Here is a 24,270-nt window from a genome sequence, read left to right as displayed (position 1 = left end):
TTGCTGCGAAAGTGTTTTTAAACAAATTGGCTGCTACCTACTATTCCTATTTCATAGTACGGAGCAGCCAATAAAATATTCTTGCTTGTTTAGTAAGCGCTTCAGGAATTCTCATTGACAAATTCTTCTACCGAAGAAATAGGCTGACCGCTTAAGGGTATTTGTAAGGTAACTTTAGTCCCATTGCTCCCATTTTCACTTTCCAAATCTTCCACTATAGCCAAATGGTTTTTATGAGTTAAATGAGTGAGTAAGTCTAGTCGTTCCTGACCAAGTTGGTTACCTAGCGGATTGTATTTGTTTCGGCGTTCTTTTTTCCTGTTTTTACCAGAGTCGATTATTACAACATTTAGGGTGTCATTACTCGCTTCTATTTGAAGTAGTAATTGCTGTTGACCATCAGCTGTAGAGGCAATAGCAGTTGAGATCGCATTTTCTACAAAGGGTTGTAGCAATAATGCTGGTATTTTCGTTTGTTCAGCTGCGTGTGATGTAATGCTATAGTCAAAGCAGTTATTTAAGCGCAAGCGTTCCAGCTGAATATAGCTTTCCACCATCTGCAGTTCTTCTTTCAAAGGCACTCTTTCTAGTGGCGATTTTTCTAAAACGTACTGAATAAGCTGAGAAAGCTGAACCAGGTGATTCTGTGCTTCTTGCGTTTTCTGCTCTAATACTAGCTGTTGAATGGTACTTAGGGCATTATGTACAAACTGTGAGTCAAATTTAGCACCGTTAAGTGCCAGTTTTAATCTCAGGTTCGTATGAAAGATGGTTTCCTTCTGCCTGAAAATTTCCTTGGTTCTTAATACTACTTCCTCTTCCAGTTTGTCTTTCACCCGGCGGTGTATGCGCAAGCGTTGAGTTAACAAAAGAAAGCCTAATACAATGATCAACCCAATGATCCCTGCAATCGCTAGGTTGCGGTAGAGCTCGGCAATACGCTTGTCTTTTGACAGAAGTTTGTTCTCGGTTTCCTTCTTGTAAACGTCAGACTGAGTTTGCAACGTAGCCAGCTCTTTTTTATACGTGTCATTGTACAAGGAGTCTTTTACCTGCAATGTCTTTTCATAATAATGGGCTACAGAATCAGTAATGCCTAATGCTTTATACACTTCAGCTTTTACTTTATAGGTGTCCATCAAGTTTCCGGATGCGTGAAAATATTCGCCATAATATTGAGCACTATCCAGGTAAAATAACGCCTGCTGGTACGACTTCATTAAATAACTGAACTCACCCATGTTATGAAGTAATACAGCGTATTCGGGTTTGTTATTCGTTTGCTGGATTAATTCAAATGCTTTTTGTGTATAGAGAAACGCCTGTTTATAATCTTTTACATAATAATAGTTGATCCCAATGTCTGTATAAACAGACCCCATATGCGTAAGGTTCTTTGACTTTGAAAAGGCGGCCAGTGCCGATTCAAAATAATACGATGAACTATCAAGCTTGCCCAATCCTCTAAACGTTTCCCCTTTTACGCGATACGCTATTCCTGAAAGTTCATGGTAGTTATTCTTTTCTGATAGTAATATAGCTTTTTGAGAATAGGTCAATGCACGGTCAAAGTCTTCTTCCAGGCAAAAAGCCCCAGCCAGCCTTACTATAACAGCTACATAGTCTTTTGCCTTGGGTAGAATACCTAATTGATCATAGAGTTTTAACGCAAAAAAATAGTGGTCAATGGCTTGCTTAAAATTACCTTGACGCACAGATACAGTTCCCAAATTTGATTTGGCATCTGCAATCCCTTTTGTATAGTCGGCTTCTTCGGCAATTTTTAATGCATCATTAGCCAGCGCTTCGGCTTTGTAGAGATCCTTTTCTTCCACCTTTACAAATAAGGTGTTTAATGAGTCTACCTGTGCTTGTTCCGGCTCCTTAACCTGGGCATTCAAGCCCTGTCCAATAAAGTAAAATAAAAACAGCAGTAATGCGGTTTTTCTGATTTGGATTCTCATAAACATCTATAATAAAGTACCCGGTAATGTACTATGCACTTAATTTGATTTAAATCAGGTGATTCTTCTCGAAAGCCTTCATGTCTGATTTCTATGTCAAATATAGTCTTTGTGCCAGTTTTCTATTTCTGCGTCTGTACTAGCTAGTAAAGAGTCATATAGGCCTCCGTTTAGGTGATGCATTCCTGGAATGGAAACAAGGCTGCTTACACTAACGCTTGTATCTTCTCAATAAATGCTAAGCGTATTCAATTGGCTGATCCCCTTGCGTTAGATCAGGCGAAATGGAATTTGCTTGCATGGGAATATGTAGTACTATTTTGGTGCCGGCGCTACTGCCATCATTTGTTGTAAGATCATCTATTGTTACTAAATGATTCTTATGGGTTAAATGCGTCAGCAGGTCCAGTCGTTCTTGTCCTATGGCATTTTCTTCAAATTGTTTTTTGGTCTCTTTTCCATTCATTCGCTTACTGCCGTTATCAGTAATGCTTACGGTAAGGTCGTTGCCATCAGTTTCTACTTGCAGGTGTAGATGCAAGTCTTCCTTTGTACTGGAAGCTAGCCTATGCCTTATAGCATTTTCTACATAGGGCTGTAAGAGTAATGCTGGAATCATAGTTTGTTCATTGGCCTTTATCGTTATACCGTAGCTGAAATGATGTTGCTGGCGTAACTGCTCCAGTTGAATGTAATGTTCTATCATTTGCAACTCTTCATGCAGGGGTACACGCTCCAGTGGCGATTTCTCTAATACATACTGCATCAGGTGAGAGAGCTTGGCCAAATGATGTTGAGCAGCATCTGACTTTTGCTGAAGTATCACTTGTTGAATCGTGTTTAGCGTATGTACGGCAAAGTGAGAGTCAAACTTCGCGCCGTTAAGAGCAAGCTTTAAGCGCAGGTTGGTTTGGAAAATAGTTTCTTTTTGTCGAAAGATCTCTTGCGTACGCAAGGCTACTTCTTCTTCTAATTGATGCTTCACGCGGCGTTGTATGCGCAAGCGCTGATTTAATAAAAGGAAGGCCAGTATAACGGCTAATACAACAATGCCGGCTATGGCTAGGTTGCGGTACAATACAGCAATGCGTTTATCTTTCGTTAGTAGTTTGTTTTCTGTTTCAGTCTTGTATACATCCGATTGCGTTTGTAAAGAGGCTAGCTCTTTTTTATACGTGTCATTGTAAAGAGAGTCTTTCTGTGCAATGGTCTTTTCAAAGTAGACAGCACTGCTATCTACATTGCCCATCGCTCCATAGATCTGTGCTTTCAGATTGTAAAGGTCTATAAAGGAGCCCTGCGTATTATATTTCTTGGCATAATACGTGGCACTGTCTGCCGCATCCAATGCTTTATTGTAAGCTTTTAGTCTGTAGTGAATTTCAGCGATGTTGTTAAAGGCCGTTACATAAGAAATATGTCTGTTATGCTCTCGGTAAATGCTTAATGCTCTTTCAAAATGAGCCAGGGTTTGTTTGTAGTCACCTTTATCTGCATAGATGAGACCAATATTGTTTTCCAGGTTAGCGATCTTAGAAAAAGAACCTGTCTCTGTAAAATTGGTCTTGGCGATCGTAAAATAATGCAATGCACTATCGGATTGCCCACCTGAGTAATAACTGTTGCCGAGCGTTTCCTGAGCTATCGCTAAAAACTCACGGTCATTGAGTTTGTTGGCAATAGCAACCGCTTTTTGTGAATAGGCCTTACTGCGTTTAGAGTCATTTTCTACATTCAGCGCAGCGGCTAGTCTTACAAACACCATCCCATAATCAGCAGTGTTCTTATACGCTTCATCTTTATCAAACAAGCTTAAGGCTGTAATACATTCCTCAATGGCTTTGGTATTGTTGCCTTCTTTGAAATAGTTTGTACCAAGGTTTGAGTGGGCGCATGCTTCGCCAAACGTATATCCATTTTTAATGGAAAGTTCCATTGCCTCATTTAAAAGTTTGGTGGCTAATGCCGGGTCGCTATAGTAGGTCTCTTTAAATTTTTTATTCAATGAGTCTACCCGTGCTTGCACCTGCTGCTGGCTTTGAGCAATTACAAGGGTTGAGAATGTGGTGAAAACAAGCAGTAATAGTATGGTCGCTTTTCGCGTTAGGTTCTTCATGTTTGTACATTGGTGATCGTGTTCAATAAAAGGAGCAGAGCCGTGTTTGGTTCAGGGTGTTGTTACAGGTAAATTGTAATTAAAGCGGTTGATCTTCAAAGATAAGTCGTGGAGGCTTTTTACAATTGGCTAGTAGTAGTAGCAAGTTGATATTTGGCCTGAGCATCGGGTCTGTAAAGCGGCTAGTTGGCATACTGGATAATTTTATCTTAAACTTCTTCTTCGTCTTTTAATTCCAGCTTTGCTTCAATAGGCTGATTTTCCATTGGTATTTGTAATGTCACTTTGGTGCCGGTGTGGCTTCCTGCGCCTGCTGGCAGGTCTTCTATAATAACCAAATGGTTCTTATGTGTCAATTGGGTAAGAAGGTCTAGTCGCTCTTGGCCCACTTTAAAGCCTTGCATATGCTGCTTAAGCGATTTGTCTTTTCCTCTTTTTACGCCATTGTCTTCAATAGTAATGGTCAGCGTATCTCCCGCAATCGCTAGTTTTATATTTAAATAGAGGCCATTTTCTTGCGATGGTTCTATACTGTTTATGATAACATCTTCTACATAGGGCTGTATTAATAAGGCGGGGATAGGAAGTTGTGTATCCGCTTGTATGTTTATGTTATACGTAAACCGGTTATCTAATCGTAGTTGTTCTAATTCTAGAAAATACTCTAGCATTTTTATTGCTTCAGCTAATGTTACCTGGTTTAATGGCGATTTCTCTAACACATACTGCATAAGTTGTGCAAGACGTGCTAAATGCTCTTGTACGTCTTGTGGCCTTTGCTGAAGTACCACCTTTTGTAATGTGTTAAGGGCATTGAATACAAACTGCGAGTCAAACTTGGCGCCATTAAGTGCCAGTTTTAAACGGAGGTTAGTATGGAAGATGGTTTCTTTTTGTCGGAAGATCTCTTGAGTTCGCAGGGCTACTTCCTCTTCCAGTCTGTTTTTAACACGGCGCTGTATACGAAGGCGTTGGTTGAGTAATAAGAATCCAAGAATAATGACAAGTCCAGCAATCCCTGCAATGGCCAGGTTACGATATAATACAGCTATCCGTTTGTCCTTGATTAATAGCTGGTTTTCGGTTTCTTTTTTATAAACGTCCGATTGGGTTTGTAAGCTGGCTAGTTCCTTTTTATAGTTGTCATTCTGAATGGAATCTTTAAGCGCAATGGTTTTTTCATAATAGCTGCCACTGCTATCTACGTTACCCATAGCCCCATAGATCTGTGCTTTAAGCATATAAGCTTTAAGTAAGCTGTTAGCTCTTTTAAACGCCTTGGCATAATATTCCGCACTGTCTGTATGTTGTAAGGCTTTATCGTAAGATTTGAGTAAATGATAGGTAAAGCCCATATTGTAATGGCCCGTTGTTAAAGCCGCATTCAGATTGTTGTTTTGATAAACAGTAAGCGCTTCTTTAAAGTATTTAATGGCTTCCTGGTGATCTCCCTTGTCCGAATACATAGCGCCTGTGTTGGTGGCCAGGTTGGCAAGCCCAGAAATGTAGTTGGTTTTAATGAAGTCTTTTTTTGCCCTGTTATAATAATATAAGGCACTGTCTACTTGCAGGGCAATGGAGTAAATATTGCCTAAATGCTCATACCCTAAGGCCAGTAAGTGTTGATCGTTGATTCGCTCTGCTATTGCAATAGCCTGGTAGCAATAAGCTTTTGTGCGACTGTCATCATTTACCATGTAAAAAGACTTGGACAGTCTTATAAAAGTATTGCCATACTCAAAGGTGTTTTTATATTTCTCCTCTTTGTCGTAGATCTTTATAGCGGCTAGGCCTGATTCTATTGCTTTAGTGAAGTCATCTTTTTTTAGATAGTAGGCACAATAATTAGAGCGGGAATTGGCTTCTCCCCATGCATAGCCCGATTGAATGGATAGATCTAATGCTTTACTAACCTGTTGTTCTGCTTTACTCAGGTCTACCGTATAGGTCTGGTTGAATAAGGCATTTAATGTATCAACCTCGGCTTCTGTTTGCCTGCTCTGCGCACATAACCAGGATGTTGCAGCGGTATGCAAAAGAAAAAGTAGTAAACAGACTTTTCGATTTAACGAACTCATAAGCGAAACAGGATGAAAGGTGGTCAATTAACAAGCAATCGCCACAATGGACTGAATTCAGTACTCACACAAAGGCCCCTGATTCCTTATTCAAATATATTGCGTTGTATTAAGAATGTTATCAAAGTAAGGTTATCTATAATATCAGGGGGCTACTTTACCTCCAATAGTTAGTTATGAATGTAAAAAGAGCTACCGCTTTATTAAGCTTCATTTCCACCATCAAATTCGGGGTTAGTAGCAGTAGGAGCACTGTTTAATGGTATTTGCAAGGTTACTTTGGTTTTTGATTCATTGCCCCCGGTAGCTGCTTGATCTTCTGTAATTACGGAGTGATTCTTATGGGTTAAGTGGGTTAGCAGATCCAAGCGCTCCTGGCCGGTCTTAAAGCCTTGCACTTGGTGCTTGGATCGTTTTTCTTTTCCTCTTTTAAGGCCATTGTCCGTAATTACTACAGAAAACTCATCATTGGCAATGCTTATATGCAGGGTTAAATGAAGATTGTCTACAGTGGCTGGAGCAATTCTGTTTTCAATCGCATCCTCTATATAAGGCTGAAGTAATACGGCAGGAACTGGGGTTTGCTCGTTGCCATCTACAGTAATGTTATAGGTAAATTGATGGTTTAAGCGTAATTGTTCCAGTTGAATGTAATAGGTCAGCATTTCTACTTCCTCTTCCAACGAAACCGTATCCAAAGGCGATTTTTTCAATACATACTGCATAAGCCTGGATAGCTTACTTAAATATTCATGGGCCTCTTGTGGCTTTTGCTGAAGCACGACTTGCTGTATGGAATGCAGTACATTATAAATAAAGTGCGAATTGAACTTGGCACCATTGAGTGCCAGCTTCAGCTTCAGGTTGGTGTGAAAGATGGTTTCTTTCTGGCGAAAGATCTCTTGCGTGCGTAATGCCACTTCCTCCTCAAGTTTGTTTTTTACCCGGCGGTGTATTCGTATGCGTTGATTTAATAAGAAGAAGGCCAGTATCGCTATTAAAACGATAATGCCTGCTATTGCCAGGTTACGGTATAGGACAGCAATGTGTTTATCCTGCACCAGCAGCTTGTTCTCTGTCTCTGTCTTATACACATTCGATTGTGTTTGCAAAGACGCTAGTTCCTTCCGGTAGGTATCGTTGTACAGAGAATCCTTCAGTCCAATGGTTTTCTCATAATAGGAGGCAGAACTATCCAGGTTCCCCATGGCCTGGTAGGTTTTAGCCTTAAGGGCATAAGCGTTCAATATGTCTCCCAATGCATTAAACTTCTTTGCAAACGTCTCTGCGCTGTCTAAGTAGTTTATCGCCTTCGCATAAGACTTTAGCATGTAATAGCCCTCTGCTATATTATAAAGGCCTTTGTTGTAAGAAAAAATATCGATGTTTTTTTCCGTAAGGGTTAACGCTTCAGCGTAGTGGTTGATAGCTGTTAGGTAATCACCTTTATAAAAATAAACGATGCCAATATTGTTTTCTATGGTAGATAGACCTACCAGTGAGTTGATGGCCTTAAATTGGTCCTTTGCTTTTGTATAATAATAAAGTGCACTATCTGCTTGCTGAAGCCAGTTGAAGTTATTACCTAAGCCTCTATAAGATACTGCCAATAACTGGTGGTCCTGAAGTTTCTGAGAAACCGCTATAGCCGTCCGCGAATAGGCGATCCCTCGCACATAGTCCTTTTCTAAGTAAAAGGCAGAAGCTAATCGGATATAGGTTAATGCATAACCTGTCGTATTTTGATATTGTTCTTTCTTGTCAAATATTTTTAGTGCCTCTAGGCAGGCTTCAATGGCTTTCGCATTATTGCCTTCTGTAAGATGAACAGCACCAAGGTGCGAGCGGGCGCTGGCTTCACCCAATTCGTACCCGGCTTCAACGGAACGCGTTAAGGCTATTGTTGCAAGTTGTTTGGCCTCGCCAGGCTTTTTATCAAGTATGGTTTCTGCCTGCTTATTTAAGGAATCAATCTCTCTAATAGCCTCCGGTCTGCCTTGCGCCGCTAGCCAAGTAATAGGGATAGTAAGACTAAAAGCAAATAACAGAATAATCTTCCTAATTGATTTGTTCATGATAATGGCTGGTGGATAAGCTGGTATTTGAAACAAAAGGCAGGCTCGTTAGGAAAAGGGAGATTCAAAAGCAACAACAACTATTCCTCTTGATTATTTTTCAAATATATACGAAGTGTGATGTATTGCTAACAAAGTATAATTATATATAGTAGGAAGAGTAGGAGCTTTGAATACGGCTGGTAAAATAGTAAGGTGGTAATTCCCCGTTTCAGTCTTTTTTGAGTCATTAGTCCCTAATCCTTTCTAACTGGTTACTCCTCTCTAGGTTGCTAGGTCTCTTGTACCTCTCCTGTACCTAGTCTGTACCTCTTCTGTACCTCTTCTGTAGGTAAGTCCGTACCAACTGCACAGATAAAGCCCTCTACCTGCCTTCCACATTCACTAATCATTCATATCAGAGCCTATACTAACTCAGCTAACATTCATTAATAATTAAGGAAGTACTTTGTATAATTGCCTGATAATCAGGTGAAAATGGGGAATTCTAAAAATACAGAACCCTCCTCACTCATTACTTCTTATTCCTCACTCATCCTTCCTTGTACCTTGAACGTTGATTCTTGAGCATTGAACATTTCCTCCCTTCTTCCTTCATTATTCCTTGTTCCTTGTTCCCTTCCTCCTTTTCTCCATAGCTCTGTGCGCAACCCGTTCTCCGCGCTACTTGAAGCGTGAAGCGTAAAGTTTGCAGCTTTCCCTTCGTTCACATGTTTTTCCTCATTTTTTGCCCATTTAAGAATTCATTATTCGCTCAGAAAGCAGAAAATTGGCCATCTTCCCTTACATTTGCAGCCTGAAAATAAGGGGTGTGTTGAAAACGCCTCTTTTTCACCCTAAAACTCTTCTTTTAAACGCTATTTATGGCAAAAGTTGGTAAGGTAAAACAAATTATCGGCGCCGTTGTGGACGTTCAGTTCCAGGGCAGCCTACCTGAAATTTTTAATGCATTAGAAATAAACCGCCCAAATGGTGAGAAGCTGGTGCTGGAAGTACAAACTCACTTGGGTGAGGATTCTGTACGTACCATCGCTATGGACGGTACAGAGGGCCTGGTACGTGGTTTAGATGTTGTGGATACAGGCGCACCTATTACCATGCCTGCAAGCGATGCTATCAAAGGCCGCCTATTCAACGTAACCGGTGATCCTATCGATGGTTTACCGCCAGTGTCAAAAGTAAATGGCCGTCCTATTCACGCTAAACCGCCTATGTTTGAAAACCTGTCTACTGCAAGCGAAGTCTTGTTTACAGGTATTAAAGTAATCGACCTGATCGAGCCTTATGCAAAAGGTGGTAAAATCGGTCTGTTCGGTGGTGCGGGTGTAGGTAAAACCGTATTGATTCAGGAATTGATCAACAATATCGCAAAAGCTTACTCTGGTCTATCCGTATTTGCCGGTGTAGGTGAGCGTACACGTGAAGGTAATGACCTGATGCGTGAAATGATTGAAGCAGGCATCATGAAATATGGTGACGCTTTCAAACACAGCATGGAAGAAGGCGGATGGGATCTGAGCAAGGTTAACCAAACGGAGCTGGCCGATTCTAAAGCTACCTTCGTGTTCGGGCAGATGAACGAACCCCCAGGTGCCCGTGCTCGTGTGGCCCTTTCTGGTCTGACAATCGCTGAATACTTCCGTGATGGAGATGGTACTGGTAAAGGTCGTGATATCCTGTTCTTCGTAGACAATATCTTCCGTTTCACTCAGGCCGGTTCTGAGGTGTCTGCCTTGTTAGGTCGTATGCCTTCAGCGGTAGGTTACCAGCCTACATTGGCTACAGAGATGGGTCTGATGCAAGAGCGTATCACTTCTACTAAAAATGGTTCTATTACCTCTGTACAAGCGGTATACGTACCTGCGGATGACTTGACCGATCCAGCTCCTGCTACCACCTTCGCTCACTTGGATGCTACTACCGTATTGTCTCGTAAAATCGCTGACTTAGGTATCTATCCTGCGGTAGATCCTCTGGATTCTACTTCTCGTATCTTGATGCCTCAGGTAGTTGGTGAGGCGCACTACAATACCGCTCAGCGTGTAAAAATGATCCTGCAGCGTTATAAAGAATTGCAAGATATCATCGCTATCCTTGGTCTGGATGAATTAAGTGATGAAGATAAACAAACCGTATCTCGTGCTCGTAAGGTACAACGCTTCTTGTCACAGCCTTTCCACGTAGCGGAAGCGTTTACAGGTCTGAAAGGTGTACTGGTACCAATTGAAGAAACAATCCGTGGTTTCAACATGATCATGGATGGTGAAGTAGATGAGTATCCTGAAGCAGCCTTCAACCTGGTAGGTACTATCGACGATGCTATCGAAAAAGGTAAGAAACTGTTAGCACAAGCTCAGGGATAATTAAGTTGTTGATTTGAGGTTTCAAATTTGAAATTTCAAATCTCAAATTTCAAATTGAATTCATGACTTTAGAAATATTAACTCCAGAACGTAAATTATTCAGTGGCGAAGTGTATGGCGTGCAAATGCCAGGCATCAGCGGTTCTTTTGAAGTATTGGATAAACACGCTCCATTGGTTAGTGCTTTAAAAGCCGGCCGTGTAAAGGTGTTGCGCGACAAACAAAATCATTCTGCCTATTTTGATATTCAAGGTGGTTTTGTTGAAGTGCTGAATAATAAAGTGACTGTGTTAGTAGAAGGTGCTACCACTAATGAATAAACGTAGTTAAGTATATTGAAAAGCTGTTGTCCAAAAGGCAACAGCTTTTTTTATTTTATAAGATATAATTTCACTTCTAACGTTTAACTTTTCTTTCAAGCATAAGACCTAACTAATTCAGCTGCGGATCAATAGGGAAATTGATCATCATTTCATACTCGCCGCCTAGGTGTTTTAGCGAGTCTTTCCATATTTCTTCTGCGTTTTCATGGAAAAGCAGGTCGGCGGTAGCTTCTACGGTTAGCCATGTCTTTTCTTCCATTTCAGTATTAAGTTGGCCGGCACTCCAGCCTGAGTAGCCAATATAAAAACGAATCCTGTTTGGGTCAACGTCACCGCTATTGATCAATTCAATAACACTTTCAAAATCACCGCCCCAGTAAACACCGTCCATTATTTCAATGCCGCCCGGTATTTCTTCAGGATAGCGATGCAAAAAATGAATAGTATTCATTTGTACAGGCCCACCATAATAAACGGGGAGTTTATGCCCACCTATTTCTGGTAATAATTCATCTAATGTATTCTCGTATTGACGGTTTACCACAAAGCCAATAGTACCATCATCTCTATGTTCAGTAAGGAACACTACGGTTCGCATGAAATTCGGGTCTTTCAGAAAAGGGTCTGCTATCAATAAAACACCAGCTGCGGGATCAATCATAATTAAATGTACTGCTAAGTGAACAATCGATGTTAAAAAATAGGTATAATAAACTCATGCCATGTTATGAGCCTTCTGGCTCAATATTTTTGCTGAACGGAATTTTTTCTGCATTTTGTAAGCTGTGAAACGAATCTTCCCCATAATCGTCGTACTGATTGCCCTGTCATTGATCGGTAGTATCTGGATTCAGGTAGACTGGCTTCAGAAAATGTTGCTTTTACGTGAGGAACATGTAAAAGAAGAAGTGAATAATGTGGCTGCCTTTGTAGGTCAGGAGTTAGCCAATTCTAATATCCCGGCAGCGCCAAAGCAAAAGAGTCCGTTTTCAACGCTTGATGATTTTTTATCAGATTACTCCAAGCCCTATTCTATAGCGCAACTCTACACTAGCCAGGAGATATATGATATGATCCGTAAAGCGTTTGATATGCGCAAAATGGAGGATATCCCATTTGAGTTTGCCATTGCTACGTTGCGAAATGGTGTTCTGCAAAACGAGAGGCGGTCCGCAAACTTTGAAGAGTGGTATAGTGATAATACAAATTATCCTTACCTCTATCCTTTAGTGCCTGCCAGTGGAACAGCTGCTGAAAACTTATCAGCAAATGAGTTCCTGATCATAGTTATTCCAAACATTAATGATGTTGTTCATAAGGACATGCGGCCTCGTATTGCCAGTTCTATTTTGTTTACGTTAATCATCTTTACCGCCTTCTTCTTAACAGTGCGTACTATGTTACGTCAAAAGAAGCTCAGCGAGATAAAGAACGATTTCATCAACAATATGACGCATGAGTTCAAAACGCCAATTGCTACTATTTCGTTGGCTGTTGATGCGCTGCGAAATGAAAAGGTGCAGCAGGATCCTAAGAAGATGAGCTACTTCAGCGAGATCATTAAGGAAGAGAATCAACGGATGAACCGACAGGTTGAAACCATCTTAAGGGCTGCATTGTTAGAAAAACAGGAGATACAGCTGAACTTAAAGCCACTGCATGTGCATCAAATTGTTACAGATGTGGCCGACAACTTCATGTTGCGATTGCAGGAAAAGGGTGGAACAATGGAGATGAAGTTAAATGCTACTAACGATCTGATTGAAGCAGATGAAGTGCATATTTCCAACTTGATCAATAACCTGATGGATAATGCGGTTAAATATGCAAAGGACAATGTGCCACCGAAGATTTGCATTTTTACATCCTCTACCGAAAAGAAGTTTTTCATCCGTATTGAGGATAATGGTATTGGTATGAATCGCGAAACAGTGAAACGCATTTTTGAACGCTTCTACCGCGCTCACACAGGAAATATCCATAATGTAAAAGGTTTCGGTTTAGGCCTCAGCTACGTAAAGTCAGTTGTTGATGCTCATGATGGTAACATCAAAGCCGAAAGCACGCTAGGAAAGGGAAGCGTCTTTACGATTGAGTTTAACTTGAAGAAAGTGTAGACGGCCCTCCTAAATCCTCCCGAAGGGTGGACTTCGCCACAGCACAAAACCAGAAGAACAAAACAGTACTACATAAGAAAAGCACTCCTTTATATGGGGTGCTTTTGATTTATTAAATGTTTACAATAGTAAAATATCGTAACTAAGCTGGCCTTGTGCCATGTGATCCTTCCCCTTCGGGGGAGTTGGAGGGGGGCGTTTCTCTCCACAACAAACTGCTATCACCATAACTTAAAAAGCGATAATTGTTCTGTAGTGCATGTTCATATAGTTTTTTCCATTCTATACCAATAAAGGCCGCTACTAATAAAAGAAGAGTTGATTTGGGTTGATGAAAATTTGTAACCAATGCCTTGGCCGATTTAAATTCATAGCCAGGCATAATAAGAAGACTGGTCTCGCAATGAAGCTCTTCTAGTTTGTTTTCACGTAAGTAATCTAAAAGTATCTGCAAGCTTTCATTATAGGAAATGGAAGCATCAGGTAATTCATAAGCTTCCCATTGATGTAGTGTAAAATCAAATTGGCCTTGTTTTACTTTAATGCCAAACCAATGTAGGCTCTCCAGAGTCCGTAAAGAAGTGGTTCCCACGGCTACAATCGTTTTTGCACTTATCAACTTTTTCAATAATGTGGCAGATACTGAAAACTTCTCTGCATGCATATTATGACCTTCAATCGTCTCCGTTTTTACAGGTTTAAAAGTGCCGGCGCCTACATGAAGTGTGATATAGTGGGGGAAAATGTCTTTTGCCTTAAGTTCATCAAAAACACTTTCTGTAAAATGCAGGGCTGCCGTTGGAGCTGCTACAGAGCCTTCATGCTTGGCAAAAACTGTCTGGTACCGTTCCGAGTCTTCATTTTCAGCTTTGCGCTTAATATAAGGTGGTAAAGGTATTGATCCTGCTACATGTAAAACTTCTGAAAAGCTGTGATTCGTGTCCCATGTAAAGGCAATAATGAACTGATCTCCACTTTTTCCCACAAAACGGGCATTTAGTATAACACTTACTCCATTTATGGTTACTTCCTTATGTAATATTTGTCCATGCTTCCACTTGGAGGCACCTCCAATTAGGCAATACCATAATGTTTCATGATGTGAGCTAAGTGCCTGCTCCATTGAAGCTGGTGTATGCGGCCCCAAGCAAAAGATCTCAATGATAGCTCCTGTGTCCTTTTTGAAAAACAAGCGTGCTTCAATAACTCTTGTGTTATTTAACACAAGAGTAGAGGCATTGGGTAAATAGGAGGGAAGAGAGGTAAAACAATCATCTTTTATCTGGCCTTGTTCATAAACCAATAAGCGTGAGCTGTCACGTTGAGCTAGTGGAAATTCGGCAATCTGATTAGCGGGTAACTCATAATCATACTCGCTAATGTAAACGGTAGAAGGATTGGTAATCATGCGGCAAACTGCTGCTTTAGTAAGGCTTTTAGAGATATTCACAGGTTGTACACTATTTATCCACACGTCATCCACAGGTGTTTCGCGTGCTGAGTTGCTTTAATCCCGTGAAACGTAGTGAAATAAATGCTTCTGCGCTACTCAAATGTGTGGATAAATTAAGCCACTGCAAAATGGTAGTGAAAAGTGGTAAAAAGTGTTATTTTGTGTCACTCGAGTATTAAAAAATCAAATTTTAGTTCATGGCGATAAGCTTTCTAGGTGAATATGAGGCGACCCTTGATGTTAAGGGGCGTTTTCTATTACCAGCAGGCTTTAAGCGCCAAATTCCAGAAAGCGAAATTACTCGTTTTGTGGTGAACAGAGGGTTTGAAAAATGCTTGAGTCTGTATCCAATGCAAAGTTGGAAGCCGCTTTACGATCAGATCAGCACATTAAATGACTTTGATCCAAAAGTGCGTGAGTTTCGACGCTATTTTTTGAATGGAGCTATCGAAGTGGAACCGGATTCTGCAGGAAGAATATTGATACCTCAAAATTTGAAAGATTACGCAGGTTTAGGAAAAGATATTGTGTTGGTGGCGGCAGTAAATAAAATTGAGATTTGGGATAGAGAAAAATACCAGAAGTTCTTTGATTCAGTTTCACCAGAAGACTTTAGTGCCTTAGCGCAATCGGTTATGGTAAACAGCAATAAGGAGGCGTAGAGATGGCACAAAAAGAAAAGCATAATCCTCAGTCGAGCACAGATGCAGAAACCTATCATGTACCTGTTCTCTTGAATGAGGTGATAGAGTGGTTGGATATTAACCCCGATGGCACCTATGTCGATTGCACATTTGGAGGTGGTGGTCATAGTCGGGCCATTTTGGAAAGGCTTAGTGAAAAGGGAAGGCTTGTTGCTTTTGATCAAGATGAAGATGCTCGGAAAAACTTGCCTGATGATAATCGGGTAACCTTTATTCCTCACAACTTTCGACACCTGCAACGATTCCTGCGATTGAATGGCATTAATGAAGTAGATGGGATTTTGGCCGATTTGGGAGTAAGTAGCCATCAGTTCGATGAAGCAAGTCGTGGTTTTTCGACTCGCTTTGATGCGGCACTGGATATGCGAATGGATCAGCGGCAAACAACAACCGCTTTTCACATTATCAATACATATGGCGAGCAACAATTGCACAAGTTATTTGAACGCTATGGTGAAGTGACCAATGCCAAGACGTTAGCTAGAACACTGGTTGAAGCACGTCGCATTACTTCGATCGATACAATTGATGCTTTGAAGAATGCTGTAAGCGGAATAGTAAAGGGTAATCCTAATAAATATTTTGCCCAGGTTTTTCAGGCATTACGAATAGAAGTAAATGATGAACTAGGAGCGTTGAAAGAGTTATTAGAAAATACACCTCGTGTTTTAAAGGAAGGAGGAAGAGCGGCAATCATCACTTTTCACTCTTTAGAAGATCGAATCGTAAAGGTGTTTTTTAAACAAGGAACATTTGAAGAAGCGGATGAAAATCCATTTGAAATAAAGAAGCGATCCAATCCTTTGAAACAACTGACCAAGAAGCCAATAGAGGCTTCAGCTGAAGAGGTAAAACGAAACAGCCGCTCACGAAGCGCAAAGCTGAGAGTGGCAGAGAAAGTAAGTGAATCGTGAAAAGTCTAAAATGAGATAAGGAAATTCCTTCTCACGTTTCACGGCTCACGTTTCACGTTTAAACAAACAATCATCTCAGGGATGGACCAGGAAACAAAACAAGAAAAAGAAGTACGGTTTCAATGGAAACGATTGTTAAACTATCAGTCGATAGTGAACCAGGTGCCTTTTTTCCTTTTCCTGGCATTGTTGGCAGTGGTGTATATCTATAATGGACACTATGCAGATCGTATCAACCGTGATATTGCTAAAACAACAAAGCAATTGAAAGAGTTGCAATACGAATACAAAACAGTTAAGGGTGATGTGTTGTTCAGAAGTAAGCAAAGTGAATTGGTGAAGGCTGTGGAGCCTTTGGGGTTGAAGGAGTTGAACACCGCGCCAATAATCTTGATTGATAGTTCAAAACAATAAACAGGTACAGTAAGCAGCGTGGAAATTAAAAAGGACATATTGTGGAGAGTTTACTTAAGCTTTATAGGAGTAATCCTGTTAAGCTTTGTTGTGTTAGGACGTGTTCTTTATATTCAACAAGCTCAGGGCGAATACTGGCGGAGTTTGAGCGACAGTTTGCACCAAAAGTTTATTGAGCTGGATGCTGAGCGTGGTACTATTTATAGTGAAGATGGACAAATGCTTAGTACCTCTATTCCTTTTTTCGATATATACATGGACTTCGGTGCCGAAGGTTTGCGTGATAAAGGTGGTAAGCGCTTTAAAGAAAATATTGATTCTTTCTCTTTAGTACTGGCGAACTTCTTTGAAGATAAATCCGCAAAAGAATATAAAAAGGAGCTTCAGTTAGCGTATAATGAAAAAGATCGCTACTATAATTTAAAGAAAGGCCTCACTTTCGATCAATACAAATCCTTCCGTGAATTTCCTTTAGTTAGACAAGGGCGCAACAAAAGCGGCGTAATCGTTGAAGTAAAGACAAAGCGATTGAATCCTTTTGGTATGCTAGCTCGCCGTACCATTGGTTTAGCGCGTGAGAATGCTCAGAATGTAGGTTTGGAAAGAACCTATGATAGTTTATTGAAAGGTACTACGGGTAAGCGCCTGGTGCGTTTTGTAGGTGGTAGCGCATATGTTCCGGTAGATGGTTATGAAATAGATCCTGAAAATGGAAAAGACATCATGACCACGCTGGATATTAATATGCAGGACATAGCTAACAATGCATTAATGAAAATGATGGTGCAAAGTGAAGCTGAGTATGGAACCTGCATTGTAATGGAAACTGCAACAGGTAAGATCAAAGCAATTGCAAACTTGGGTAGAGGAAAAAATGGCAATTACGATGAGGCGCTGAATTACGCCTTGCGTACCACAGAGCCTGGTTCTACTATTAAGTTGGCAACATTAATGGCTGTATTGGACGAAGGTAGCAGTAAGGTTAATGACTTAGTTGAAGTGGGTTCTGCTGGCCAGCAATATGTAGGTGTTCGTATGGTTACAGATGCGGAGCGCTCTCCTAGGCCTGTAATGACAGTTCGAGAGTGTTTTGCTCATAGCTCCAATGTGGCAATGGGTAAGTTGGCCTATAAGGCGTTTGCACAAGAGCCTGATAAGTTCAAGTCCTACTTGCACAAGTTTCACCTCGATAAAATGACAGGGTTGGGATTAGTAGGTGAAGAACCACCTGTATTACCCAAGTTGAAACGCAATCGCGAAGGCTTACACGCTATGATTACAGCAAGCTTTGGTTATGCTCTCGAGGTAAGTCCATTACATACAGCTATGTTATATAATGCTGTCGCTAATGGCGGAAAGATGGTACAGCCTTACTTAGTAAATAGCATTAAAAGTAATGGTGTTACTGTTGAGGAATTTGAGCCTACAGTTTTGGAAGAAGCAATAGCAAAACCGGCAACGATTAAAGCGGCTCGCCAGGCAATGGAATCCGTAGTTACAGAAGGCACTGCCAAGGGGGTGTTTGCTGATTGTCCTTTCCCTGTTGCTGGTAAGACAGGAACAGCGCACGTGGCTGCTGGTGATATTAAATATGATGATGGTGTATACCAGGCATCTTTTGCTGGTTACTTTCCAGCCGATAAGCCAGAATATACAATAGTGGTTTTAATACGTACACATCCCCATGCAGCCATGCACTATGGTGGTCAATTAGCAGCTCCTGTATTTAAAGAGGTAGCCACTAAATTGTTTGCTATGTATGTAAAACAAAAGCGTACAAATGCTATCAGTTTAGTTGTAGATAGCACTGCGCATATGTATGCTGGATACAAAAAAGATATCCAGGAAGTGTTGCAAACAATTGGTGTTAAAAACAATGATGGCAGTGCTTCAGCTACTTGGGCTAAACTAACTACGGTAAACAATCAGGTTCTAGTGCGTGCTAACACTGTTGCAAAAAAGGTGATCCCAGATGTACAAGGCATGAATGTGAAAGATGCCGTGTATTTACTGGAAAATATGGATGTAAAAGTTTCAGTTAGTGGTCGTGGAAAAGTGGTGATGCAAAGCCTGGCTGCTGGTACGCCAATTAGACGTAATGAACGAATAACTCTTTTATTAAACTAATGAGCAAGCTTTCAGATATATTATATGGAGTGCGCATAACAGCAATAAACGGTGATACTGGTATTGCTATTGACAATGTGCAGATTGATAGCCGCAAGGTTGGTGTGGGTAGCTTGTTTATAGCTGTTAGAGGTACTTTGTCTGACGGTCATCAGTTTATTCAAAAAGCAATTGAACAAGGTGCCGTAGCTGTCATTGCTGAAGAATGGACAGAGCCGCTTTCTGACAAGGTTACTTATATACAAGTGGCGGATAGCGCTGAGGCAGCTGGGCAAGTCGCACATAACTTCTATGGCCGCCCTTCAGAGCAATTGCAATTAGTAGGAGTAACCGGTACAAATGGTAAAACAACCATTGCCACACTCCTATATAAATTGTTTACTGCGTTGGGTTACGATTGCGGATTGGTAAGCACTGTCGAAAATGTTATTTCTGGTAATGTTATCCCTTCTACACACACCACCCCTGATGCTGTTAGTTTAAATGCTTTGTTGCGTCAAATGGCAGATACTGGTTGTAAGTATGCATTTATGGAGGTTAGCTCACATGCCGTACATCAGAACCGTATAGCGGGGTTGACATTTGTTGGTGGCTTGTTTAGTAACATTACACACGACCATTTGGATTATCATAAAACCTTTGATGAATACATCAAGGCAAAGAAGGGCTTCTTTGATCAATTGCCTGCCAATGCGTTTGCTATTACTAATGCTGATGATAAGCGCGGAATGGTAATGTTGCAGAATACAGCTGCTAAAAAAATGACCTACAGTTTAAAGACTGTTGCTGATTTTAAAGGCAAGATCCTGGAAAATAGCCTGACCGGATTGGTGATGACAATAAATGATCAGGAGGTGCATTTCCGTCTGATTGGTGAATTCAATGCTTATAACTTGTTGGCTGTATACGGTGCAGCTGTAAGCTTGGGAGAAGATAAGCAGCAGACGCTTCAGTATTTGAGCAATATTACAGGCGCAGAAGGTCGGTTTGATTATATCGTTTCGCAAAATGATAGAGTGTTGGGAATTGTAGATTATGCACATACACCTGATGCACTTATAAATGTTTTAAGCACGATCAAAAAATTACGCAAGGGCCACGAGCAAGTGATTACAGTAGTGGGCTGTGGTGGCGATCGGGATCGCACTAAGCGCCCGGTGATGGGAGAGGTAGCTTGTGAAAACAGCGATAAAGTAATTTTTACTTCCGACAATCCCAGGAGTGAGGATCCATTACAGATTCTGGCCGATATGGAAGAAGGGCTGAATACAGCGGCAAAAAGAAAATTCATTTCTATACCTGATAGAAAGCAGGCAATAAAGACTGCAGTAAGTATGGCAGGGCCAGAGGATATTGTCTTGATCGCAGGTAAAGGGCATGAGAAGTACCAGGAGATCAAAGGCGTTAAGCATCACTTTGATGATAAAGAAGTTTTACAAGAGATGTATGAACTATTAAGAAAGTAATAAGATTACGAGTACATGTAATAAAAGAGAAAACGAAACGTGAAATGAAAAACACCCGAAAATCTAATATCACGAACCGAAAATAGAATAACATGTTATATCACTTATTTGAATGGTTTAGAACTGAAGGCATCCGTTTCCCGGGTAGCTCATTATTTCAGTTCATCACCTTCCGGGTGTTACTAGCGGTTATTCTATCGCTGATTGTTTCAACACTGGTTGGGAAACGTATCATTAATTTTTTGAAGAGAAAGCAGATTGGGGAAAGTGTTCGCGATTTGGGCCTTGCTGGAGAACATACTAAAAAAGGTACCCCTACAATGGGTGGCTTGATCATTATCCTGGCGATCTTGATTCCAACATTGTTGTTAGCCAACTTGGAAAAAGTATATATCCGTTTAATGATCTTAAGTACGGTGTGGTTAGGGGCCATTGGCTTCTTAGACGATTACTTAAAGATCAGAGCAAAGCGTAGGGCTCAGGAAAAAGGTGTGGCTTATAAAAAAGGCGATGATGATGGCTTGGCTGGAAAGGCTAAGATCTTTGGTCAAGTGATGCTTGGCATTATTGTAGGAGCAACTTTATACTTCAGCCCGAGTGTTAAAACCTGGAGAGAATACCAGGGTGTTCCTAAAGCAGGCGACACTACAGTTATTGCCCGTGAAGTAAATAATCGTACTAAATACTTTGTAGAAGCAAAAGATCCTATCACAACGATTCCTTTTGTAAAGAATCATGAGTTCAATTACTCAAAGCTGCTGCCTGAGTCGTTGCGTGCATACTCTTGGGTGCTCTATATTCTTATTGTAATATTTATTATCACTGCGGTATCTAATGGTTCAAATATTACAGATGGCTTGGATGGTTTGACCACTGGTACATCGGCACTCATAGGAGTGTGCTTAGGAATCTTTGCCTATGCAAGCGGTAATTTCATTTTGGCCGACTACCTCAATGTAATGTATATACCCAATTTGGCTGAGTTGGCCATATTCATTGGTGCAATGATTGGGGCTTGTATTGGGTTTTTATGGTATAACTCATATCCGGCACAGGTATTCATGGGCGATACCGGAAGTTTAATGTTGGGTGGCGTAATCGCAGCATTAGCCATCATTGTTCATAAAGAGTTATTGATTCCTATTTTCTGTGGTGTATTCCTTGTTGAGAATTTGAGTGTGATGTTGCAGGTTGGTTATTTCAAATACACCAAAAAGAAGTATGGTGAAGGAAAGCGAATCTTCCTGATGAGTCCTTTACATCACCATTATCAGAAGTTAGGGTATCATGAATCAAAGATTGTTACACGGTTCTGGATAGTTACCATTTTATGTGTGGTATTCTCCATTGTAACCTTGAAGTTGAGATAAAAGCATTTATTGAAAGACCAACCAATTCAACCAAGACGTACTGTGGAAAACCATTTTTTCTGTATCTGAAACCATGAGTAAACGTTTAGTCATATTAGGAGGAGGAGAAAGCGGCGTAGGTGCAGCATTACTCGCAAAGCAAAAGGGCTATGACGTCTTTTTGTTTGACGAAGGTTCTTTGAAAGTAGGTTATCGCAATGAATTAGAAGCAGCGCAAATTCCATTTGCTGAAAAGGAAGTGGATGCGACTTTTATTTTAAATGCTGACGAAGTAGTTAAGAGCCCAGGCATTCCTGAAAAGAATGAGTGGGTGAAAAAGATAAGAGCTAATGGTATACAGGTTGTATCTGAAATAGAATTGGCTTATCGATACAAAGGTGATAGTAAGATTATTGCTATTACAGGGAGCAATGGTAAGTCTACAACTACAGCACTAACATATCATATATGTAAAGAAGCAGGTTTGGAATGCGCATTGGTGGGCAATATAGGGTATTCATTTGCCAAGCAGATTGCCGAAGATCCGAAGCCTTTGTATGTAGCGGAAATCAGTTCGTTTCAGTTGGATGATATTGTAACATTTCGCCCAGATGTCGCTGTTTTACTAAATATAACAGAGGATCACTTGGACAGATATGATTACAAGTTTGAAAACTATATCGCGGCTAAGTTTCGAATTGCGATGAACCAAACTTCAGAAGACTATTTCATCTATAATCTAGATGATAAAATAATTACAGAAAGTTTTTCACATTATATAATAAACTCCATTCAAACACCGATTAGTATGAAGCAAGTAGTAAAAGAAGGCGGATACATCCAGAACGATGAATTGAACGTAAACGTTAATGGCGAACAGCAATCTATGAGTGTATACGATTTTGCACTAAAAGGTAAACATAATCAATACAACACTATGGCAGCATGTGTAGCCGGAGCCACTATGGATATCCGGAAAAATCAGATCCGCGAGGCCGTACAAACTTTCCAGAGTCTGGAACATCGTATGGAAAGCGTTGCTATGGTTAGAGGTGTTGAGTTTGTTAATGATAGCAAAGCTACTAATGTGAATTCTACTTGGTATGCATTGGAAAGTATGACAAAACCTACAGTGTTGATATTGGGTGGTGTTGATAAAGGAAATGATTATTCTCTGATCAAGGAGCTGGTGGAAGAGAAAGTGAAAGCGATTGTATGCATGGGTTTGGATAATCAAAAGATTCATGCAGCTTTTGATGGAGTAGTAAAAGTGATTGATACGGCAAGTGCTCAAAATGCCGTACAAACTGCTTATGAATTGTCAACAGTAGGAGATGCAGTTTTGTTAAGTCCTGCATGTGCTTCTTTCGATCTTTTTAAAAACTATGAAGATCGTGGAAAGCAGTTCAAAGAAGCTGTAATGAGCTTATAATCAACTTTCGGTGCTAAATGAAATTGGGGTTAAACTAACTATAAGAGAAAAATGTTGTCCGAACCACTAAACATACAAAACCATATTAAAGGGTTGCGTCACAAAACAAAGGGTGACAAAGTGATCTGGGCTGCCGTGTTCCTGCTGGTAGTGATTTCTCTTTTGGTAGTATATAGTGCTACGGGTTCGTTGGCGTATAAAATGTATAAAGGGAATACCGAAGTATACCTTTTCAAACAAACAGCATTTATTGCCGTAGGACTTTGTGTTATTTACTTTGCACACAGAGTAAATTATACTATTTACGCAAAAGTGGCAAAGGTGTTATTCCTGTTCTCTATTCCTTTATTAATATATACACTGTTTTTTGGTGTAACATTAAATGAGGGTAGCCGCTGGATTCGTTTGCCAATAGTTAATATGACTATGCAAACGTCCGACTTGGCAAAGTTGGCGTTATTTATGTTTTTGGCTCGGATGTTAAGCCGCCGTCAGAATCACATCAAGGATTTTAAAAAAGGCTTTTTGCCAGTAATAATTCCAGTAGCAGTTACTTGCTTGTTAATTGCCCCAGCCAATTTATCTACAGCGTTATTGCTAGGTGTTAGTTGCATGCTGTTGTTGTTTATCGGTCGTGTAAATGGTAAACATTTGCTGCTGGTTATTGGGGCCGCATTAATTCCAGTGTCAGCATTAATATTAGCGGCTGTAATTAAGCATAAGTCGGTTGATGAAGATGCAGTAGTGAAAAAAGAAAAATCGTCAAAACTAACAGCTCGTGTTGATACTTGGATAAGTAGAGTGGAAGGGTTTGTGTATGGTACTAAAGATGATGATCTGCAAAGTACTTACCACGTGAATCAAATGAAGATCGCTATTGCCAATGGTGGCTTTTTGGGAATGGGACCAGGAAATAGCACACAAAGAAATTTTACACCTCACCCATACTCTGACTCAATTTATTCAACAATTATTGAGGAATATGGATTGGTTGGTGGAGCTTTAATCATATTTATATATCTCGTTTTCCTTTATAGAAGTATTAGATTGTACAAACGCTGTCCATATGCGTTTGGTGCTTTTCTCGCACTAGGGTTAAGCTTTACATTAGTATTGCAGGCCTTGACAAATATGATGGTAAACGTGAATTTATTTCCAATTACCGGGGTAACACTTCCTCTGGTTAGTATGGGAGGTAGTAGTTTCTTATTTACCTGTTTGTCTATCGGTATTATCCTTAGCGTAGCACGAAATGTGGAACAGTTAGAAGGTAAAAAGGAAAGACAGGAAAATGCAGCTGCTCAAAAGGCTAATGAAGAACAAGAGGTTGATGTAGAAGATGCTGAGGAGGCACTAGTTGTATAATTAAGAAAGA

General features: G+C 40.5%; 17 protein-coding genes. 11 read left to right on the top strand and 6 right to left on the bottom strand.

Annotated features, from left to right (window positions below; translation table 11 throughout):
- Positions 1-101 precede the first annotated feature (101 nt).
- From SY85_RS08700 to SY85_RS08685, 4 genes are all read right to left on the bottom strand, one after another.
- Positions 102-1,964, bottom strand: a complete 1,863-nt coding sequence (locus SY85_RS08700) for a tetratricopeptide repeat-containing sensor histidine kinase (RefSeq protein WP_158512953.1) — start codon at positions 1,962-1,964, stop codon at positions 102-104.
- 238 nt (positions 1,965-2,202) lie between these two features.
- Positions 2,203-4,080: a tetratricopeptide repeat-containing sensor histidine kinase gene (locus SY85_RS08695; protein WP_066403607.1), complete on the bottom strand. Its 1,878-nt coding sequence runs from the start codon at positions 4,078-4,080 to the stop codon at positions 2,203-2,205.
- A gap of 209 nt (positions 4,081-4,289) precedes the next feature.
- Positions 4,290-6,158 (bottom strand): tetratricopeptide repeat-containing sensor histidine kinase, encoded by a 1,869-nt coding sequence (locus SY85_RS08690; RefSeq protein WP_082886338.1) that lies wholly within the window; start codon positions 6,156-6,158, stop codon positions 4,290-4,292.
- Positions 6,159-6,361: 203 nt separating this feature from the next.
- The gene (locus SY85_RS08685; protein WP_066403604.1) at positions 6,362-8,233 is read right to left on the bottom strand and encodes a tetratricopeptide repeat-containing sensor histidine kinase; all 1,872 of its coding nucleotides are present in this window, start codon (positions 8,231-8,233) and stop codon (positions 6,362-6,364) included.
- Between the two features lie 863 nt (positions 8,234-9,096).
- Here SY85_RS08685 and atpD point away from each other — a divergent pair.
- Together atpD and atpC are read left to right on the top strand one after the other, a co-directional pair.
- Complete coding sequence (gene atpD, locus SY85_RS08675; protein WP_066403600.1) at positions 9,097-10,596, top strand: F0F1 ATP synthase subunit beta; 1,500 nt, start codon at positions 9,097-9,099, stop codon at positions 10,594-10,596.
- A gap of 62 nt (positions 10,597-10,658) precedes the next feature.
- Positions 10,659-10,916, top strand: a complete 258-nt coding sequence (gene atpC / locus SY85_RS08670; RefSeq protein ID WP_066403598.1) for an ATP synthase F1 subunit epsilon — start codon at positions 10,659-10,661, stop codon at positions 10,914-10,916.
- Between the two features lie 112 nt (positions 10,917-11,028).
- Here atpC and SY85_RS08665 read toward each other — a convergent pair whose 3' ends face one another.
- Positions 11,029-11,580: a YqgE/AlgH family protein gene (locus SY85_RS08665; protein ID WP_066403595.1), complete on the bottom strand. Its 552-nt coding sequence runs from the start codon at positions 11,578-11,580 to the stop codon at positions 11,029-11,031.
- A gap of 124 nt (positions 11,581-11,704) precedes the next feature.
- Between SY85_RS08665 and SY85_RS08660 the strand changes: the two genes are divergently transcribed.
- Entirely contained in the window at positions 11,705-13,036 is a 1,332-nt protein-coding gene (locus SY85_RS08660; protein ID WP_066403593.1) for a sensor histidine kinase, read from the top strand.
- Positions 13,037-13,178: 142 nt separating this feature from the next.
- On the opposite strand, the gene SY85_RS08655 is transcribed toward SY85_RS08660, so the two are convergent.
- Positions 13,179-14,486, bottom strand: a complete 1,308-nt coding sequence (locus tag SY85_RS08655) for an S-adenosylmethionine:tRNA ribosyltransferase-isomerase (RefSeq protein ID WP_226999048.1) — start codon at positions 14,484-14,486, stop codon at positions 13,179-13,181.
- A 200-nt stretch (positions 14,487-14,686) separates the two neighbouring features.
- Between SY85_RS08655 and mraZ the strand changes: the two genes are divergently transcribed.
- From mraZ to SY85_RS08615, 8 genes are all read left to right on the top strand, one after another.
- Positions 14,687-15,151 carry a division/cell wall cluster transcriptional repressor MraZ gene (gene mraZ, locus SY85_RS08650; RefSeq protein ID WP_066403588.1) on the top strand — a complete coding sequence of 155 codons (465 nt, stop codon included), beginning with the start codon at positions 14,687-14,689 and terminating at the stop codon, positions 15,149-15,151.
- Between the two features lie 2 nt (positions 15,152-15,153).
- Positions 15,154-16,107 carry a 16S rRNA (cytosine(1402)-N(4))-methyltransferase RsmH gene (rsmH, locus tag SY85_RS08645; RefSeq protein WP_066403586.1) on the top strand — a complete coding sequence of 318 codons (954 nt, stop codon included), beginning with the start codon at positions 15,154-15,156 and terminating at the stop codon, positions 16,105-16,107.
- A gap of 81 nt (positions 16,108-16,188) precedes the next feature.
- Positions 16,189-16,521, top strand: a complete 333-nt coding sequence (locus SY85_RS08640) for an FtsL-like putative cell division protein (protein ID WP_066403584.1) — start codon at positions 16,189-16,191, stop codon at positions 16,519-16,521.
- Positions 16,522-16,611: 90 nt separating this feature from the next.
- Positions 16,612-18,648 (top strand): penicillin-binding protein, encoded by a 2,037-nt coding sequence (locus SY85_RS08635; RefSeq protein ID WP_226999047.1) that lies wholly within the window; start codon positions 16,612-16,614, stop codon positions 18,646-18,648.
- Positions 18,648-20,114 (top strand): UDP-N-acetylmuramoyl-L-alanyl-D-glutamate--2,6-diaminopimelate ligase, encoded by a 1,467-nt coding sequence (locus tag SY85_RS08630; RefSeq protein ID WP_066403580.1) that lies wholly within the window; start codon positions 18,648-18,650, stop codon positions 20,112-20,114. Before SY85_RS08635 ends, SY85_RS08630 begins: the two co-directional genes overlap by 1 nt.
- A gap of 92 nt (positions 20,115-20,206) precedes the next feature.
- Positions 20,207-21,484, top strand: a complete 1,278-nt coding sequence (gene mraY, locus SY85_RS08625) for a phospho-N-acetylmuramoyl-pentapeptide-transferase (RefSeq protein ID WP_066403579.1) — start codon at positions 20,207-20,209, stop codon at positions 21,482-21,484.
- 73 nt (positions 21,485-21,557) lie between these two features.
- Complete coding sequence (murD, locus tag SY85_RS08620) at positions 21,558-22,895, top strand: UDP-N-acetylmuramoyl-L-alanine--D-glutamate ligase (protein WP_066403578.1); 1,338 nt, start codon at positions 21,558-21,560, stop codon at positions 22,893-22,895.
- 51 nt (positions 22,896-22,946) lie between these two features.
- Positions 22,947-24,260 carry an FtsW/RodA/SpoVE family cell cycle protein gene (locus tag SY85_RS08615; protein WP_193408752.1) on the top strand — a complete coding sequence of 438 codons (1,314 nt, stop codon included), beginning with the start codon at positions 22,947-22,949 and terminating at the stop codon, positions 24,258-24,260.
- Positions 24,261-24,270 lie beyond the last annotated feature (10 nt).

Source organism: Flavisolibacter tropicus (genome assembly GCF_001644645.1).
GTDB lineage: Bacteria > Bacteroidota > Bacteroidia > Chitinophagales > Chitinophagaceae > Flavisolibacter > Flavisolibacter tropicus.
Note: the sequence above shows the minus strand (reverse complement) of the source record. Positions and strands in the feature narration are given on the sequence as shown.

Bases quoted from the DNA above. Each gene is read 5' to 3' on its own strand.
- mraZ (WP_066403588.1), top strand. From the start codon at position 14,687: ATGGCGATAAGCTTTCTAGGTGAATATGAGGCGACCCTTGATGTTAAG.
- murD (WP_066403578.1), top strand. From the start codon at position 21,558: ATGAGTAAACGTTTAGTCATATTAGGAGGAGGAGAAAGCGGCGTAGGT.
- rsmH (WP_066403586.1), top strand. From the start codon at position 15,154: ATGGCACAAAAAGAAAAGCATAATCCTCAGTCGAGCACAGATGCAGAA.
- SY85_RS08665 (WP_066403595.1), bottom strand. From the start codon at position 11,580: ATGATTGATCCCGCAGCTGGTGTTTTATTGATAGCAGACCCTTTTCTG.
- SY85_RS08690 (WP_082886338.1), bottom strand. From the start codon at position 6,158: ATGAGTTCGTTAAATCGAAAAGTCTGTTTACTACTTTTTCTTTTGCAT.
- SY85_RS08615 (WP_193408752.1), top strand. From the start codon at position 22,947: ATGTTGTCCGAACCACTAAACATACAAAACCATATTAAAGGGTTGCGT.
- atpC (WP_066403598.1), top strand. From the start codon at position 10,659: ATGACTTTAGAAATATTAACTCCAGAACGTAAATTATTCAGTGGCGAA.
- SY85_RS08640 (WP_066403584.1), top strand. From the start codon at position 16,189: ATGGACCAGGAAACAAAACAAGAAAAAGAAGTACGGTTTCAATGGAAA.
- SY85_RS08685 (WP_066403604.1), bottom strand. From the start codon at position 8,233: ATGAACAAATCAATTAGGAAGATTATTCTGTTATTTGCTTTTAGTCTT.
- SY85_RS08700 (WP_158512953.1), bottom strand. From the start codon at position 1,964: ATGAGAATCCAAATCAGAAAAACCGCATTACTGCTGTTTTTATTTTAC.
- SY85_RS08630 (WP_066403580.1), top strand. From the start codon at position 18,648: ATGAGCAAGCTTTCAGATATATTATATGGAGTGCGCATAACAGCAATA.
- atpD (WP_066403600.1), top strand. From the start codon at position 9,097: ATGGCAAAAGTTGGTAAGGTAAAACAAATTATCGGCGCCGTTGTGGAC.
- mraY (WP_066403579.1), top strand. From the start codon at position 20,207: ATGTTATATCACTTATTTGAATGGTTTAGAACTGAAGGCATCCGTTTC.
- SY85_RS08695 (WP_066403607.1), bottom strand. From the start codon at position 4,080: ATGAAGAACCTAACGCGAAAAGCGACCATACTATTACTGCTTGTTTTC.